Source organism: Bacillus sp. NEAU-Y102 (assembly GCF_054788175.1).
Genome location: NZ_JBTWFK010000006.1, coordinates 232371 through 250219, shown reverse-complemented (window position 1 = coordinate 250219; position 17849 = coordinate 232371). Strand labels below are relative to the sequence as shown.

The following is a 17849-nucleotide window of genomic DNA, read 5'->3' as shown; positions in this document are numbered from 1 at the left end:
CGACAAAAAATGTCGAAAAAAATACTGATATAAAGAATGATATCAGACCTTTATATGTGAGATAGTTTTCATGTATATCTAGTAAAAAAGAATGGTTATAAAGGTAAGTTTTACGATACATACTAACCAAGGTAGTGTATCCCCTTGTGAAGGCTTATTTTTGCCTTAAAGTTATGTGGAAATAAAAATCTAGATAGGGTTGTTTTTGGTCAGAATGAAGACAATATGTACTTTGAAAATAGCCATCTATTTTGTCTAAAGAGAGTTGTACGATTAGTGGACCGAAGTTGAAAGACGATAGTTTCTTACATTGTTAGAGGGATATAAGGATTACAGAATATTCGACTAACCCGTTACTACGGTCATTTTTGAGACTGTTTAAACAATAAAAAAGAAGGTGTTTTCCTCCTTAGCTACAATATCTTTTTAGTAAAGATAAGCTTAAGTAACCTCCGCTAAAGATTATATACTTAAATGATAAAGAGTTCAACAATAGTTCACATATTTTCCCAAAATTAAAAAACGGCTGTTTTATGTGGAATAAATCTACAAAACAGCCGTTTTTTTATATTAGATTTCTGTTAAGATTATTGGTTCGCCGCGTGTTACGACAACGGTATGTTCACATTGTGCAACAAGACTTTTATCAGGTGTAATGAATGTCCAACCGTCGTCACCACGCTCAATAATATGATCAGCTTTCATAGATATGAACGGTTCTACAGCGATAACAAGACCGTCTTTTAGAAGCGTGTTATCCATTGGATCATAGTAGCTTAAAATGTGATTTGGTGCTTCATGTAAGCTAAGACCAATGCCGTGACCAGTTAAGTTTTGAATAACATTGTATCCACTTTTATGTGCGAAGTTTGAAACAGCACGACCAATTTGATTTTGTTTTGAGCCAGCTTTAACCTTTTTCATTGCTGCCCAAAATGCATCAACCGCTGCTTGGCAAAGCTTTTCTTTTGCCTCGTCTTCTCCAAGTACAAATGAAATACCTGTATCAGCATAATAGCCATCAAGTGCAGCAGATACATCGACGTTTACTAAATCGCCTTCTTTTAATACACGATCTCCTGGAATACCATGAGCAACTTCTTCATTTACACTAATGCAAGTTACACCTGGAAAATCATATTCTTTTTCAGGTGCAGAAATAGCACCATGCTCATCTAATACTTTTTTACCGATCAAATCAAGCTCTTTCGTTGTCATACCTGGCTTCGCTTGTTTTTTCATTTCTTCACGTGCAAGCGCAACGATGCGGCCGATTTTTCGTAAGCCTTCTAAATCTTGTTCATTACGAATAATCATGAAAACCACTGTCCTTCCTCGAATATATATCTTATCCGATTGTATCATGTTTATTTTCGTCCTGCTACTTGCTTGCGGTATGCGGGCTGATTCCTCTCACAAGGAATATATGACAATTGTCATATCGATGTCATGACGTATCATACTGTTTCCTAAGTTTTCCAGGTAATACAATGTAAATATAAGAAACAGTGGGGGTGGAGAGATGGAAAAGATTATTGAAGTAAATGGTGTTTCTAAAACATTTAAACATAAAAACGCAGTAAATAATGTTTCATTTCACGTGGATAAAGGAGAAATAGTAGCATTACTTGGACCAAATGGTGCGGGGAAGACGACGATAATTTCGATGATGCTTGGATTAAAAGATCCTACAGAAGGTACGGTTTCTATATTTGGAAAGAGTCCAAAGCAGAGAGGCGTTCGTAATAATCTTGGGGCAATGTTACAAGAAGTAAGTGTGATTGATAGCATTACAGTGGAAGAGGCAATAGAGCTATTCCGCAGTTATTATAAGAATCCTGTAGCGAAAGAAACGTTACTGCAGTTATCAAATTTAGAATCAGAGCGAAAGCAAAGATGTGAGAAATTATCAGGTGGGCAAAAAAGAAGGTTAAACTTTGCGCTTGCACTTGCGGGAAATCCGGATTTGTTATTTTTAGATGAGCCGACAGTCGGAATGGATATTACGTCTCGAAGAACGTTTTGGGAAACGATTCGAAAGTTAGCAAGTGAAGGGAAAACGATTATTTTAACGACGCATTATTTAGAAGAAGCAGATGCTTTAGCAAATCGTATCTTATTATTTGCGAACGGAAAGATTATCGCAGATGGTACACCAGACGAAATGAAAGCAACGATTTCGAGAAAAACAATCACGTTTTATTCGAAGGAAAGCATTCCTACAAAATTACTAAAGGAATTACCAAATGTAACAGAAGTAAAGTCAAACGAAGGACGCTTCATTTTAACAACGGAGGATACGGATGCAACTTTAAAAGCCATTTATCAAAGGAGTTTACCTGTAACAGATGTTTCAGTTGAACGTGGAAGCCTTGATGAGGCATTTGAACAGTTTGTCGCAAATCAGAAGGGGGAAATCGCATGAGAGCGTTATGGATGCAATGCAAAATAGAAATTTTACGTACATTCCGCAATAAATTATTTATTTTTTTCTCATTATTAATGCCTGTTATGTTTTACTACATTTTTACAAATGTTGTTCAAGTACCACAAAACGGAGATGCGTGGAAGGCACACTATTTAATTTCGATGGCAACTTTCAGCATTGTAGGGACTGCACTCTTTAGTTTCGGTGTGAGACTTTCTCAGGAAAGAGGGCAAGGGTGGACACATCTTCTAAAAATTACACCGCTTCCAGAGGGAGCATATTTAACAGCAAAAATTATCGCTCAAACAGTAGTAAATGCTTTTTCAATATTAGTTATCTTTATTGCAGGGATACTAATTAATCATGTTGAGTTAACGGTAGGGCAATGGATTGGTGCGGGGCTATGGTTATTGTTAGGGGTAACACCATTTTTAGCATTAGGAACAGTAATAGGTTCCATTAAGAAGGCGGACGCAGCTGCTGGCTTAGCAAATATTTTAAATATGAGTTTAGCTATAGTTGGCGGGTTATGGATGCCGATTGAAGTATTCCCCAAAATATTAAGAACGATTGGTGAGTGGACACCGACATACCATTTCGGAAGTGGTGCGTGGGATATTGTAGCTGGAAAATCAATTGGATGGGAAAATATCGCGGTATTAGGAGGTTATTTCCTTATATTTGTTGTAGTATCAATATATATAAGAAAAAGACAGGAAGCAGTATAAATGATAGAGAAAAAGAGGATTGAGGTTTTTCCGAAACATATGGGGTTCTTTCCGTATATGTGGTTTGTTTATCTATTATTTCCAATTTATCACTTAGCGCAGGCATCAGGATGGAAGCTTGTAATAGGAAGCGGTATGTTGATAATTTTTATCGTCACATACCGTCAGCTTTATTTTGTTCAGAGAACGTTTGTTTTTTGGGCTTGTATTCAAATGGTACTCATCTTTTTATTTGCTTTATTTTATAATCCTTTTATGATATTTTTTGGCTTTTTCACAGCAAGTGCGATGGGATTTGCGCCAAATAAGAAAGTATTTCGAGTGCTGTTATGTTCGTTAGTCATAATGCTTGGAGCATTTTTATTTGTAAATATGAATCAACTAACAACTACAAGTTTAGTAAATATCGTTCCGATGTTTATTTTAATGCTTCTTACGCCATTTGGTATGCGCAATTTTAATCAGAAAAAGATGTTAAAGAACCAACTGAATGAAGCAAACGAGCAAATTAAAGACTTAGTAAAACGTGAAGAACGGCAGCGGATTGCGAGAGATCTTCATGACACATTAGGGCATACGTTATCTCTTATTACTTTGAAAAGCCAGCTTGTAGAGAAGTTAATTGTGAAAAATCCAGAGCGTGCAAGTGTGGAAGCGAAGGAAATTACACAAACGTCTCGTACAGCCTTAAAGCAGCTGAGAGAATTAATTTCTGATATGCGTATGATTACGGTAGAAGAAGAGCTAGAGCAAATAAAGGCAATCTTACAAGCAGCTAATATTGAATTAGAAGTGAGGCAAGAAGCAAGCTCGAGCTCGTTATCACCAATTGAACAAAATATTGTCGGGATGTGTTTACGTGAGGCCGTTACAAATGTTGTAAAACATAGTAAGGCAACGCGGTGCGCAGTTTCTGTATTAGAATCGCAAGGTGAGATGATTTTGAAAGTAGAAGATAACGGAATTGGTTTAACAGATCAAAATCATGATGGAAATGGTATCCGCGGCATGAAAGAACGAATTGCTCTTATTGATGGATTTGTTGAACTAGGTACAATCAATCCAGGGACGTTGTTAACAGTAAAAGTTCCAGTTGTTATTAGAACAGGAAAAGATGAGGTGAGGGCATGATTCGAATTATTATTGCAGAAGATCAACGGATGCTTCGTGGTGCATTAGGTGCCTTACTTGATCTAGAAGATGATATCGAAGTAATTGGGCAAGCGGCAAACGGGGAAGAGGCGCTAAAATTAATTGAATCGTTAAAACCGGATATCAGTATTATGGATATTGAAATGCCAATTCAAAGTGGATTAGATGTTGCTGAAGCGTTAAAGAAAGAAAAATCACCATGTAAAGTTATGATTTTAACAACATTTGCACGGCCAGGATATTTTGAAAGAGCAATGAAAGCTGGCGTGCACGGCTATTTATTAAAAGATAGCCCAAGTGAAGATTTAGCAGCAGCAATTCGTAATGTAATGAAGGGGAAACGAGAGGTCTCCCAAGAGTTAATGTTCGGTCTATGGCAGGAGCAAAATCCGTTGTCAGATCGCGAAAAGGAAGTATTGTTGCTTGCGAAAGAAGGAAAGACGGCAAACGAAATTGCGAAGGCACTTTATCTTTCACCGGGTACAGTACGTAATTATATTTCTGAAGTATTAACGAAGCTCGATGCGAAAAATAGAATTGAGGCAATTACAATTGCGGAAGAAAAGGGTTGGATATAAGAAGAAGTTTACCTAAGAGGAGTAAACTTCTTCTTTGTTATTGTACTTCTATTACCTTATTTACTTTTTGTAACGACTTGTAACCATGTGCTTCAAATGCCTTTGCAAATTCATTTGATACGGCAGTGCCATATAAATCTTTTGCAGCTTGTACGATGTGAGATTGAAGTGATTCAAAGTCTTCAGCGGAAGTTGCATAATTTTGCAATGCACGCATAACAACTTTGCTTACTTTTTCATTGCCTTGTTTTTGAACAGCAACACCGTTATATGTTTTACCTTCAGCTAATTGATATAATACGTGACTGATAATACCAGAATTCACGTGAGATTCTTGATTATTACCATCATTATAGAAATCTTGTAAATTTGTATATAATTTATGACCGCCGTCACCAATTTCCCTTGGGATATCACGAATTGTTAGGCCACCTAATGTATCGCCCATAATCCAGTTTCCTTTATCTTTCTTTACGTAATATTCGATTTGTGTACCCCAGAAATCCGCTAATCCCTCGTTTAGTGCAGATGTTTCAGCGCTTGGATATCTCACGACTTTATTTTTCGTCGTGCCACTGAATACAGCATGTCCAAATTCATGAGCTGTTACATCAAGAGCTGATGTTAGTTTGCCGTCTAAACCATCACCAAATACCATTTGGTTCCAAGCGGGATGCCAAAATGCATTTACATAGTCTTCTTTTATACCATCACTAACTTCAGTAGAATCAAAACCGTGTACACTAGCAACAACTTTTGAATCTTTATTATCGTAACTTTTTAGATTATGTTCTTTCTTAAAGTAATCATAAATATCACTCATGTTCTTCATAGCGCCCGCGGCTTCTTTATCTGCAAAATTAGGAGTGCTACTTGAAATTAGTGTCCCTGGATAACCAGCTTGACTATATCCCCCGAGGGAATCGGCGTAGTTTGCATTATAAATATAAATACCATTTCCGCGTGATAAATCCGCTAAATAAAATTTCCCATCAGTTCCTTTGGCAATATTGAAAGAGATGTTTTCTTGAAGTGCATTTTTCCCAGTTCCTTGCTCACTTGCAGTGGATAATCTAGGTGATGTTACTTGATTTATAGTCTTATTCTCTTTGTTTTTAATGAATTTTTCTTGGAAAAGTACTTCGCCAGTTTTTAGATCAACGATAGCATTGCCATTTATAATTTGTTCATTGTTTTCATAAGTAAATGTAATAACAGTTGCGAATGTATAATAGCCATCTTTTTTCTTATAAACAACGGTTTCGCTAGAGAATTCTGTCTCAACCGCATCACTTGGAATTTGAACTATATCGCGTAATTTAGATTTCACTTCATTTTTCGACAAAAAATTTGTTATAGTAAGATTAGGTTGTTGATTTAAATTTTGAACAACTTTACCACTAACAGTTGTGATCACTCCATTTTTATCTACTTTTACAATGAGATCTTGGCCATATACTTTATAGTTTTTATATGTTTGTGCAAGGCGAACTTCGGTTTGATTTTCTTTGGTTTCTTTATTTGTAGGTTGGAAATCTACATTTTTTTCAGTAGTGACTTGTTCTTGTTGAGCTTTAGCCCCATCTACCTCACCTTTTAAATACTTTTTAGCAATATTTTCTTTCGTATCATTTTGAGGTTGTGTTAATTTCCCGATTGTTAAACCAGGCTGAGCAATTTCAACTTTGACTGCACTTTTGTCTAATTCTTGAGCATGAATAGCTTCTGTTGATAAAGGGTAAAGAAGACCGAATGTAACGAAAGCACTGGCAAGTTTTCTATAATTCATCTATAACACTCCTAATCTATTATTGTATGTGAGATGAATTGTATGAAAAATTTGCCGAATTTTATATATATTATGCATTATTTCATATCAAAAATTGTCGAATGCACATTATTGTAGTGGTATGACAACTTAAAAAATTAGATTGTTATAATGGGATGGTGAGTAAGTATGCAAGCAGAGAAATTAGGAAGTGAAATTAAGAAAATTAGAGTGTTAAGAGGACTAACACAAAAACAGTTATCCGAGAACATATGTCATCAATCGGAAGTAAGCAGAATTGAATCGGGTGCAGTATACCCAAGTATGGATATATTGCAAGGTATTGCAGCGAAATTACAAATTCCCATTATTCATTTTTATGAGGTACTCATTTATTCGGATATTGAAAGAAAAAAACAGTTTAAAGATCAAGTCATTATGCTTTGTAAGCAAAAAAGATATAAAGAAATTTATAATAAAGTATGGAATGAGCTGAAAAAGGAAGAATATCATCCTGAATTCCAGCAATTTCTTCAATGGCAATATTATGTAGCTGCTTACGTGTTGAAAAAAGTCGATTACGAATATTGTATTTTAGAATTAAAGAAATTGCTCAATCAACAATTGACAGGAATTGATGTATATCAGAATCTTTATATTGAAAACGCAATTGCAAACATTTATGCTGAAAATGGCTATTTGAAGAAGGGTATTGATTTATTTGAACAAATATTAAAACAATTAGAGGCATTGCATGATAATGAAGAATTTGACGTGAAGGTAAGGTATAATCATGCAAAAGCATTATACTTAGATAGTCGATATGAAGAATCACTTTATCAAGTAAATAAAGCGATTGAAATATCATGCCGAATTAATAGTATGGCATTAATTGGACAGCTATATTATCAAAGAGGTGAATGCCTAAGGAAGTTGGAGTATGAAGAGGCAGAGATTGAAGATGCATATAAGAAGGCAAGTTTCTTTTTTGATATATTAGAAATGCATGCATATAAAGAAGCGCTCGTAAATAAAATCAGCAGATAAACAACCTAAAAAGTGGATATGCATAATTGCATACAATGTGAATAAATTTTCATGATATATTAAAAGTAAAAAATGTGGGTGATGGAATATGAAAAAATTACTTATTGGTAGTTTATTAACGTTAGCAATGGCATGGGGTATTTCATTAGGTGATACAACATTAGAGAAAAGTCAAATAATTTCTCATAATGATCAAGAGGTACAAGTAGCTGCAGATTTACCTTTTGAGTTTTAAAAAACAACCGCCTTATTTAGACGGTTGTTTTTTTATGGAGTAACATCCAAACGTCTTTACTAGAAACAGGTTTGCTAATAAAGAATCCTTGAATGTGATCACAATTTTGTCTATGTAAAAATTCCCATTCTTCTTCCGTTTCTACACCTTCTGCAATCACTTCTAAATTTAGTTCTTTTGATAGTGTAATAATGGAAGAGACAATTGCTTCTTCTAAAGGACTATTTGTAATTCCACAAATAAACTCTCGAGCAATTTTTAATGTGTTGATTGGATATTTTGTTAAATAAGCTAAAGAACTATAACCAGTTCCAAAGTCATCGATTGAAATTTGAATGCCGAGATTTTGAAGCTGTTCTAGTTTTGCAACTACAGATTGATTTTGATTAATTGCGATGCTTTCCGTAATTTCAATATCTAGTGCTTCTGGTTTCAGTTCTGTTTCTTCTAACACCTTTGAAATAGTTGGGATTAAATCAGCATGGTTAAATTGAACAACAGATAAATTCACACCAACTTTTAAGTGAGAAAAACCTTGATTATGCCATCTTTTTGCCTCTAAACAGGCAGTATGTAAAATCCAATTACCAAGTTCAATAATAAAACCAGTTTCCTCTGCTAGAGGAATAAATTGGGCAGGAGATACGATACCGAGTTTTGGATGCTTCCAACGTATTAATGCTTCAAAACCGATAATTTCTTTTGTTTTTGTGCTTACTTGTGGTTGGTATTCAAGGAAAAATTCATTTTGTTGTAATGCTTTTGAAAGTTCACCTTCTAAGAATTGAATTTCATTTTGAGCGATACTCATTTCTTTTGAGAAGAAAACAAATCTGTTTTTTCCATTTGCCTTCGCACGGTACATAGCCATATCAGCATTTTTCATTAACTCATTTACATCAGTTCCATAATCAGGATACATCGCAATTCCGATACTCGGTGTAATAGAGAGTTCTTCGCCTTGAATGAAGAATGGTTTGTTTAAAATAGTTAAAATCTGTTCAGCTATAAAAATTGCACTTTTTTCTGAGTACATTTCTGGTAATAGAATGGTAAACTCATCTCCACCTTGGCGAGCGACGACATCTTTTGAACGCAAGCAACCGCGTAGTCTGTTTGCTACTTCAATTAATAATAAATCTCCGATGTCATGACCAAGTCTATCGTTAATTTTTTTAAATCGATCTAAATCAAGGAACATGACGGCGACATCATTTGCGTTAGTTTGGGCTGTATTCAAAATGGCTTTTAAATCTTTTTCGAACTTTCGGCGATTTGGTAATCCAGTAAGTGCATCGTGAAAGGCTAAATGTTCTACTTGTTTTTGTTTTTCATATAAAGTGGTAATATCACGCGCTATCCCAAACATTCCGACCACTTCTTTGTTTATAAAAGTAGGGATAAGTGTAATATGGAGATAATAATAATAGCCTTCTTGTTCTTTTGTACGAACTTCTAACGTTTGTGGCTTACCTTCCTTTGTAATTTGTAAAGCCTTCTTAAGTAGTTCGTGGTCTTTTGAATCAATGAAGTGTACCAGAGAATAGCTTGCCACTTCGCAATAATAGGCAGTAAATAAGCTTTCGCATGCCTTATTAGATTGTTGAAAAATGCCATTCATATTTAAAGAGAAAACGGCATCGGGATGATCTTCGAATAAAGATTTATAGCGTTGTTCACTTTTTGATAATGCAAATGCACCTTCTTCAACTTCGCCCTCTAGTTGTGTAGTCAACTGTTCATATGTATGGATTAGTGCTTGATTATCTTTCCACATGTAAAGTTGCCGCAAGAATAACAAAATAAGTGATAACACGAGGCCGATTAACATGAATTTATCATCCCAAGGTTGAATGATAATAAAAGAAAAAGTAATAATTATACTAAAATAAGGTAGTATAAAACGTATATAATCGAATCGATAATATTTTGCTTTCGTTTCATGCTGCATTGGTTTATCCAAAATATATAGTATGGAAGAAAGTCCAATTAATAAAATAGAAGCAGTGTGTATTAAATAATTAATTTCAGCGGAAGTTTTCATCCCAAAATTCAATTGAAACAGATGAATATAACCGTATACGAGTATAATAGTGAAACCGATAATTAATGCGATTCTACTAGAAGAATATTGTTCTCTTCTATATAGGCTAATAACGGCGTAAATTACTAATGATTGTGCAATAAAATACCCAATTAAAATCCAAGTGTCCTTTGTTAACATGCGGAAGCTTGAAATATCTAAGATAAAAGTTAAGGTGAAATAAATGTTCATAATAATAATAAAGATGCTATCGAATGAGAATTGAGAAAGTCCCTTAATAGAGTAATTTTTTATAAACTTTATAGCAAATCCAACAAAGAGCAAAATATATTGTATGATAAAAAAAGGTAATGCTTTATATGAAAATATAGATTGATTATGCATGGAAATCGAACTAAGAAATAGGGTTATCTCCATAACTAATCCACATAGGCAAGTGCATAGTAATAAAATCCAAAATAGTTTATCACTGCGTTTCATTTTTTTAATAGCTTTATATAAACAGTGGCAAGAAAAAAGTGCAGCAAAACAGAATAAGAAAAGAATCCCAATTTCCTTTATATGCGACTCATTTGGAATAAAGAGTATCCAAAGAGCAAATATAGATATGTATATTATGACAAATTGTACATACTTTTTTTGATTAATCATATTATGACTCCGTTTCAATAAAGTTGAATCTCGGGGGAATGCTAATTTAAATAATAGCATATAAAATAGGATGTTTTTTACTATAAAAATTACTTTTTTGAAAAAATGGTGCAAAGTTACAATTTACCACTGTAACATTGCACCACTTATTCTTTTAATGCCTCTTATAGCAGAAAGTTCATCTATTAATCGGAATAGTGCTAAGTCTTTTTGTTTACTTTCAATCATAATATCGAAATTATGATTGTTTTTTTTTGCAACGTGTAAGAAGGGCTTAATAAACTCTAAATCGATATATTCAGCATGAGCCCTAAATTCTTTTTCTGATCTTGGGGAGGAAATGTGAACTTTAGGAGAGATATTTGTATGTGACCAAGTTTCAAAAATTGCAGGAAGCAACTCTTCTAATGGTTCCTCGCAAAGATTGGCCATATGATGATGATAATCAAATACAAATGGGATATTTTCTTTTTGGCAAATTGATAAAGTTTCAGAAGTTGTATACGTTTTATCATCGTTTTCAAGGGTCATTTGTTTTTTTATATGTGCAGGAAGTTTTTTTATGTTTTCATGGAAGCGCTCAATTGCCTTTTCTTTATTTCCATAGGCTCCACCTACATGAATATTAATGTAAGAAGAATCTGCAATGCCTATAGCATCCAATATTTTATAATGATAAGTCATATCCGTAATAGCGTTAGTAGTAATATGTGGCTTGTCACTTGTAAATAAAGTAAATTGATTTGGATGAAAACTTATTCGTAAATTGTGTTCTTTAATTAAAGCCCCTATTTTACGCCAAAGTGGTGTGAATACCCCAATATAGTCAAACTCGACTTCGGGATGTGTTGCAAGTGGGGCGATGGAAGACGATAGGCGATATAGCGGGATTTCATGCGCTATATTGTAATGAAGGATACGTATTGTGTGCTCTAAATTTTGCCTTATAACATGGTACAATTTGTCTTCTCGCTCTTGTTTGCTGAGTTTCTTAAAGCTTGTAAACGTCATTGTTTTGGCAGGAGAACAGTCCCAGAGTGCCATTGCATGTGAGACATATCCAAACCGCATAATCATATGAGATACACCTCTTTTATTCATTGTCTTTCCTATAAAAAGAAAGCAAGCATTGTTCCAATCCATTCTTTTCCTCTATCGATAAGAGAAGGTGGGTTTACATCGCTATAGGAAAGTACGGATGCATTCTCTAAATCTTCATGGAATTTATTTTTTACTGTTCGAATGAAATGTTTATTATATAACAGGCAGTTTATTTCATGGTTAATATATAAACTTCTCATATCAAAGTTTGCTGTTCCAATATCACAAATATCATCATCCACTATAATAATTTTGGCATGAAAAAAACCTTGTTGAAATGCGTAAATATTGCAACCAGCCTGTATTAATTTTCGGCAGTACGGGAATTTTGCTTCTCGAACGAGAGGGTGATCAGCTTTTTCTGGAACGAGAATTGTGATTTGAACCCCTCTCTCTCTTGCTTTTAATAAGGCATTCATAATTTTTTTTCCAGGAATGAAATATGGTGTACCAATACAGATTTCTTTTTTTGCTCCGTTAATTAAATGTAAAAAAGTATGCTGTAAATAAGCACCATCAGTCGGAATAAATTGATGCATTATGGTACCTGGGTTTTGTTTTGGAAAATAAAGAGAAACATCCAATAAATTCTGTTTCGTATCATCAAACCAGTCATGCAAAAATTGCTTTTGTAAATCTTGAACCCCTTCTCCTGTAAGACGTAAATGATAGTCTCGCCATAATCCTAAATATTCATTATGCCCTAGATACTCTTCGCCGATATTAAAGCCCCCGATATAGCCAGTTTTCCCATCAATCACTGTAATTTTTCTATGATTTCTTTGATTGGCAGAAAAGAAAAGCAGAGGAAATTTTATCTTATGACAAAATGAAAAAGATACACCATGTTTTCGCAGGGAGCGAATAGCTTCGTTTGATAAATAATGGCTGCCAAATCGATCAAGTAAAAGTCGTACTTCAATTCCTTCCTGAGCCTTATCAATCAGCAACTTTAAAAATTCACGACTGATTTTATCGTTTTTTACAATGAAGAATAAAATATGAATGTGGTGCTGTGCTTGTTTTATATCAGTAAATAAGGCGTCATACAAATCTTTCCCGTATGTATAAAGGTGAAAATCACTTTGACGTAAAGGGAAAGTGCGAGAGCTTACCCGCTTTAAATGAAGAAGTCTCCCGTATGAAAGGTCAATTGTAATCCAAAGAGCAACGGATATTAACAAAAGAGATAAGTAGAGCATCAGTGAATTCCCTCCTTCGCATTCTTTTCACCTTCAGTGTGTTACAAATGATACGGGTAGCACGGTTGTTATTATAAATTTCATCAGAGGATAGTATGTTGCACTGATTAAAGTTTCACTTTATCCCGCTTTAACTGGCAGTAAGCTTCCTACTTCAAAAATTGATGAATAAGTAGAAGTTAGTTTGGAAATCAACTGCCCGTAAAAGCCCGATTGGTTCAACTAATAATCATTGGGGGATGAACCACCCCTACAGATTAAAGTTTCACTTTATCCCGCTTTAACGGGCAGTAAGCTTCCTACTTCAAAAATTGATGAATAAGTAGAAATTAGTTTGGAAATCAACTGCCCGTAAAAGCCCGATTGGTTCAACTAATAATCATTGGGGGATGAACCACCCCTATTGATTAAAGTTTCACTTTATAGTTTCACCGAAATAAACAGCTTTATGAAAAAATGTGTTGTTCTATAACAAAAAACTGTTGACTGAATGCTCACTCATTATATAATGGGGGTAGGGGATATAATTCAGAAAATTATATATTTTTGAAGATTCTAAAAAGAAAGAGGGCTTACAAAGAGAGGGGTAGCATAAAAATGAATAGCTTACTGATCATTAATTGGCTGGCTGCCATTGCTGTTATTGCTTATGCAGGATATTTGTTTGTATATCTTATACGGACGAGAATAGCCTACATACAATTAGGAAAAAAAATTGAATTTGACCGTCGTTTTAAAGAGCGTTGGGATCTCCTTAAGGTCAATGTTTTCGGTCAGAAAAAGCTGCTGAAAGATAAGAAAAGCGGCATCATTCACGTTATGTTCTTTTACGGATTTATTCTTGTCCAATTTGGAGCAATTGACTTCGTTTGGAAAGGACTCGCACCAGGATCACATCTTCCACTTGGACCACTATACCCTGCATTTACATTCTTCCAGGAAATTGTCACACTTGTTATTTTAATTGCAGTATTTTGGGCTTTTCATAGACGTTATGTAGAAAAGCTTGTTCGTTTAAAACGTAACTTCAAATCAGGTCTTGTTCTTATCTTTATCGGTGGTTTAATGATCTCTGTGCTACTTGGTAACGGTATGGGACTTATATGGCATGGCGAGGAGCTTTCATGGAGTGAACCAATTGCTTCTGCAATCGCTTACGTTTTTAGCGGGATAAATGAAACCGTAGCCATTTCAGTGTTCTATTTCTCTTGGTGGGTGCATTTACTAATTTTGTTAACGTTTTTAGTGTATGTTCCACAATCAAAACATGCGCATTTAATTGCGGGACCAGCTAATGTATTTTTCGGTCGTATTTCAAATCCAGGGAAGCTTGAAAAGATTGATTTTGAAGATGAAACACAAGAAACATTTGGTGTTGGTAAAATTGAAGACTTTAGACAAAATCAACTTATTGACTTATACGCTTGTGTAGAGTGTGGCCGTTGTACAAATATGTGTCCAGCAACAGGCACAGGAAAAATGTTATCGCCGATGGACTTAATATTAAAACTTCGCGATCATTTAACTGATAAAGGGGCTGCGGTAACATCAAAAGCACCGTGGGTTCCAGTAGTTGCCTTCAATAATACACAAGGAAATCAGTTAGCGATGATGGCAGCTGGAAAAGGACAACAAGAATCAGCGGCTACAACGCTCGCTTACGATCCGAGTTTAATCGGAGATGTTATTACAGAAGAAGAGATTTGGGCATGTACAACGTGTCGTAACTGTGAAGATCAATGTCCAGTTATGAATGAGCATGTTGACAAAATTATTGATTTACGTCGATATCTCGTTTTAACAGAAGGAAAAATGGACGCGGAAGCACAACGCGCGATGACAAACATCGAGCGTCAAGGAAATCCGTGGGGTCTGAACCGTAAAGAGCGTGAAACATGGCGCCAAGGTGATGACGAAGTAACAGTTCCAACTGTAAAAGAAAAATCAAAAGCTGGTGAGGAATTCGAGTATTTATTCTGGGTTGGTTCAATGGGATCATACGACAACCGTAGTCAGAAGATTGCAATATCATTTGCGAAGTTAATGAACGAAGCAGGCATTTCATTCGCAATTCTCGGTAATAAAGAAAAGAATTCTGGAGATACACCACGTCGCCTCGGAAATGAATTTGTATTCCAAGAGATGGCGACAAAGAATATCGAAGAATTTGAAAAGGCAGGAGTGAAGAAAATCGTTACGATTGATCCTCATGCTTATAACACATTTAAAAATGAGTATCCGGACTTTGGCTTGCAAGCAGAAGTCTATCATCATACAGAATTGTTAGCCCAGTGGGTGAAAGAAGGGCGCTTAAAGCCTGTTCATGCTATTGAAGAAACAGTTACGTACCATGATTCCTGTTATTTAGGAAGATACAACGAAGTGTACGAAGCGCCACGTGACATTTTGAAAGCGATTCCTGGAATGAATCTTGTAGAAATGGCACGTAACCGTGAGACTGGAATGTGTTGTGGCGCAGGTGGTGGCTTAATGTGGATGGAAGAAACAACAGGCTCTCGTATTAACGTTGCTCGTACAGAACAAGCATTAGCTGTACAGCCATCCATTATCGGTACAGGTTGTCCATATTGCTTAACGATGATCAGTGATGGCACGAAAGCGAAAGAGGTAGAAGAAAAAGTTCAAACTCTTGATGTGACAGAGATTTTAGAACGATCTGTTATCGGACAGAAAAAAGAAGCGATGTAGTTTATAAGAATGTATACAACTTTAGAAAGAGGTGCAATGATTGCACCTCTTCTCAACGTAGGGATACCGAGCGAGCGCTCAGTGTTAAAAAATGAAATGGGGGAAAGAAACATGAGTAAAACAGTTATTTTAAGTGCTGCAAGAACACCAGTTGGAAAATTCGGAGGATCTTTAAAAGATGTAAAAGCGACGGAACTTGGAGGAATTGCAATTAAAGCAGCGCTTGAAAGAGCAAATGTTGCAGCTAGTGATGTTGAAGAAGTTATATTTGGAACGGTTATTCAAGGTGGACAGGGACAAATTCCATCGCGCCAAGCTGCAAGGGCTGCAGGAATCCCTTGGGAAGTGCAGACGGAAACAGTCAATAAAGTTTGTGCATCAGGCCTTCGTGCGGTTACGTTAGCGGATCAGATTATTCGTACTGGCGATCAATCACTGATTGTAGCTGGTGGTATGGAGTCGATGAGTAACAGTCCTTACATTTTACGCGGAGCAAGATGGGGATACAGAATGGGCAACAACGAAGTTATTGATTTAAACGTTGCTGACGGTTTAACATGCGCATTTTCAGGTACACACATGGGTGTTTATGGCGGAGAAGTTGCGAAGGAAGATGGAATTTCTCGCGAAGCGCAAGATGAATGGGCATATCGTAGCCATCAGCGTGCGGTTTCAGCGCATAAAGAAGGACGTTTTGAAGAGGAGATCGTTCCAGTAACGATCCCGCAAAGAAAAGGCGATTCTATTGTCGTTGCAAAGGATGAGGCGCCACGTGAAGATACAACGATTGAAAAGTTAGCAAAGTTAAAACCTGTATTTGATAAGACAGCGGCGGTGACAGCTGGTAATGCGCCAGGCTTGAACGATGGTGGTGCCGCACTTGTATTAATGAGCGAAGACAGAGCGAAGCAAGAAGGAAGAAAGCCATTAGCGACAATTTTGGCGCATACAGCAATTGCAGTGGAATCTAAAGATTTCCCAAGAACGCCAGGTTATGCAATTAACGCATTGCTTGAAAAAACAGGCAAGACAATTGAAGATATCGATTTATTCGAGATTAATGAAGCATTTGCAGCGGTAGCAATTGCAAGTACAGAAATCGCAGGAATTGATCCAGAAAAATTGAATGTAAATGGCGGCGCAGTAGCGATGGGACATCCAATTGGAGCAAGCGGAGCGCGCATTATCGTTACACTAATCCATGCGCTTAAGCAGCGCGGCGGCGGAATTGGAATTGCTTCGATTTGTAGCGGTGGCGGTCAAGGGGACGCAGTGATGATTGAAGTTCACTAATTAAAGTTCGAGGGTATAAAATTTATTAACAATTAAGGGGGAAGAAAAAATGGGTGTACAAAACATTGTTGTAATTGGTGCAGGGCAAATGGGATCAGGAATTGCACAAGTATGTGCAATGGCAGGATATGACGTGAAGGTACAAGATTTAAAACAAGAGCAATTAGATAGAGGTTTGGCTATCATTACGAAAAACTTAGCGCGCCAAGTAGAAAAAGGACGCATGAAGGAAGAAGAGAAGGAAGCGACATTAAATCGTCTTACAGTAACGCTTGATTTAGATTGTGTGAAAGAAGCGGATCTTATTATTGAAGCAGCTGTTGAGAAAATGGATATTAAAAAGAAAATCTTTGCGAATCTAGATGAAATTGCTCCAGAACACGCAATTTTAGCGACGAATACGTCATCTCTGCCAATTACAGAAATTGCAGCGGTAACGAAGCGTCCGGAAAAAGTAATCGGTATGCACTTTATGAATCCAGTTCCAGTTATGAAGCTTGTTGAGATTATTCGTGGTTTGGCTACAGATGATGCGGTATATGAAGCAATTGAAGATATTACGAAAAAAATTGGGAAAGTACCAGTTGAAGTAAATGATTTCCCAGGTTTTGTATCAAACCGCATTTTGTTACCGATGATTAACGAAGCAATTTATACGTTATATGAAGGTGTAGCGACGAAAGAAGCAATTGATGAAGTAATGAAGCTGGGTATGAACCATCCGATGGGGCCTTTGACGCTCGCTGATTTTATCGGTTTAGATACGTGTTTATACATTATGGAAGTGTTGCATGAAGGATTAGGAGATAGTAAATATCGCCCATGTCCGTTATTACGTAAGTATGTGAATGCAGGATGGTTAGGTCGTAAAACAGGTCGTGGATTCTACGTTTACGAATAAATTCCCCCTTTG

Annotated in this window: 14 protein-coding genes; 9 read left to right on the top strand and 5 right to left on the bottom strand. The window is 36.0% G+C overall.

Features of this window, described 5'->3' with window-relative positions; genetic code table 11:
• Window positions 1-570: 570 nt before the first annotated feature.
• Window positions 571-1365 (bottom strand): type I methionyl aminopeptidase, encoded by a 795-nt coding sequence (gene map, locus ACYFX0_RS17345; protein WP_002083543.1) that lies wholly within the window; start codon window positions 1363-1365, stop codon window positions 571-573.
• Between the two features lie 157 nt (window positions 1366-1522).
• On the opposite strand from map, the gene ACYFX0_RS17340 reads away from it, so the two are divergent.
• Genes ACYFX0_RS17340 through ACYFX0_RS17325 form a run of 4 tightly spaced genes read left to right on the top strand, consistent with a single transcriptional unit; the run spans window position 1523 to window position 4886 of the window.
• A complete protein-coding gene (locus ACYFX0_RS17340) occupies window positions 1523-2425 on the top strand; it encodes an ABC transporter ATP-binding protein (RefSeq protein WP_000411122.1) in 903 nt (300 codons plus the stop codon).
• Window positions 2422-3156, top strand: a complete 735-nt coding sequence (locus ACYFX0_RS17335) for an ABC transporter permease (protein ID WP_001202431.1) — start codon at window positions 2422-2424, stop codon at window positions 3154-3156. Before ACYFX0_RS17340 ends, ACYFX0_RS17335 begins: the two co-directional genes overlap by 4 nt.
• On the top strand, window positions 3157-4287 hold the full coding sequence (locus tag ACYFX0_RS17330) for a sensor histidine kinase (protein WP_098829193.1): 1131 nt from the start codon (window positions 3157-3159) through the stop codon (window positions 4285-4287).
• Window positions 4284-4886 carry a response regulator transcription factor gene (locus ACYFX0_RS17325; RefSeq protein ID WP_000619243.1) on the top strand — a complete coding sequence of 201 codons (603 nt, stop codon included), beginning with the start codon at window positions 4284-4286 and terminating at the stop codon, window positions 4884-4886. Before ACYFX0_RS17330 ends, ACYFX0_RS17325 begins: the two co-directional genes overlap by 4 nt.
• Before the next feature lie 37 nt (window positions 4887-4923).
• Here ACYFX0_RS17325 and ACYFX0_RS17320 read toward each other — a convergent pair whose 3' ends face one another.
• A complete protein-coding gene (locus tag ACYFX0_RS17320) occupies window positions 4924-6675 on the bottom strand; it encodes a M4 family metallopeptidase (protein ID WP_016099330.1) in 1752 nt (583 codons plus the stop codon).
• Between the two features lie 168 nt (window positions 6676-6843).
• Between ACYFX0_RS17320 and ACYFX0_RS17315 the strand changes: the two genes are divergently transcribed.
• Together ACYFX0_RS17315 and ACYFX0_RS17310 are read left to right on the top strand one after the other, a co-directional pair.
• Window positions 6844-7701: a helix-turn-helix domain-containing protein gene (locus ACYFX0_RS17315; protein ID WP_001147494.1), complete on the top strand. Its 858-nt coding sequence runs from the start codon at window positions 6844-6846 to the stop codon at window positions 7699-7701.
• A gap of 88 nt (window positions 7702-7789) precedes the next feature.
• A complete protein-coding gene (locus ACYFX0_RS17310; RefSeq protein ID WP_000734733.1) occupies window positions 7790-7936 on the top strand; it encodes a quorum-sensing peptide PapR in 147 nt (48 codons plus the stop codon).
• Window positions 7937-7952: 16 nt separating this feature from the next.
• Here the strand turns inward: ACYFX0_RS17310 and ACYFX0_RS17305 are convergent, their stop codons facing one another.
• The 3 genes from ACYFX0_RS17305 to cls all read right to left on the bottom strand — a co-directional run bounded on the left by ACYFX0_RS17305 (window position 7953) and on the right by cls (window position 12934).
• Window positions 7953-10631, bottom strand: a complete 2679-nt coding sequence (locus ACYFX0_RS17305) for a DUF4084 domain-containing protein (RefSeq protein WP_460271039.1) — start codon at window positions 10629-10631, stop codon at window positions 7953-7955.
• A 123-nt stretch (window positions 10632-10754) separates the two neighbouring features.
• A complete protein-coding gene (gene uvsE / locus ACYFX0_RS17300; RefSeq protein ID WP_460271037.1) occupies window positions 10755-11708 on the bottom strand; it encodes a UV DNA damage repair endonuclease UvsE in 954 nt (317 codons plus the stop codon).
• 32 nt (window positions 11709-11740) lie between these two features.
• The gene (cls, locus tag ACYFX0_RS17295) at window positions 11741-12934 is read right to left on the bottom strand and encodes a cardiolipin synthase (protein WP_000966425.1); all 1194 of its coding nucleotides are present in this window, start codon (window positions 12932-12934) and stop codon (window positions 11741-11743) included.
• A gap of 597 nt (window positions 12935-13531) precedes the next feature.
• Between cls and ACYFX0_RS17290 the strand changes: the two genes are divergently transcribed.
• The 3 genes from ACYFX0_RS17290 to ACYFX0_RS17280 are packed head-to-tail and all read left to right on the top strand — an operon-like array spanning window position 13532 to window position 17837.
• Complete coding sequence (locus tag ACYFX0_RS17290) at window positions 13532-15643, top strand: (Fe-S)-binding protein (protein WP_460271034.1); 2112 nt, start codon at window positions 13532-13534, stop codon at window positions 15641-15643.
• Window positions 15644-15652: 9 nt separating this feature from the next.
• Complete coding sequence (locus ACYFX0_RS17285; RefSeq protein ID WP_002083553.1) at window positions 15653-16936, top strand: acetyl-CoA C-acetyltransferase; 1284 nt, start codon at window positions 15653-15655, stop codon at window positions 16934-16936.
• Between the two features lie 49 nt (window positions 16937-16985).
• On the top strand, window positions 16986-17837 hold the full coding sequence (locus ACYFX0_RS17280; protein ID WP_000538874.1) for a 3-hydroxybutyryl-CoA dehydrogenase: 852 nt from the start codon (window positions 16986-16988) through the stop codon (window positions 17835-17837).
• Window positions 17838-17849 lie beyond the last annotated feature (12 nt).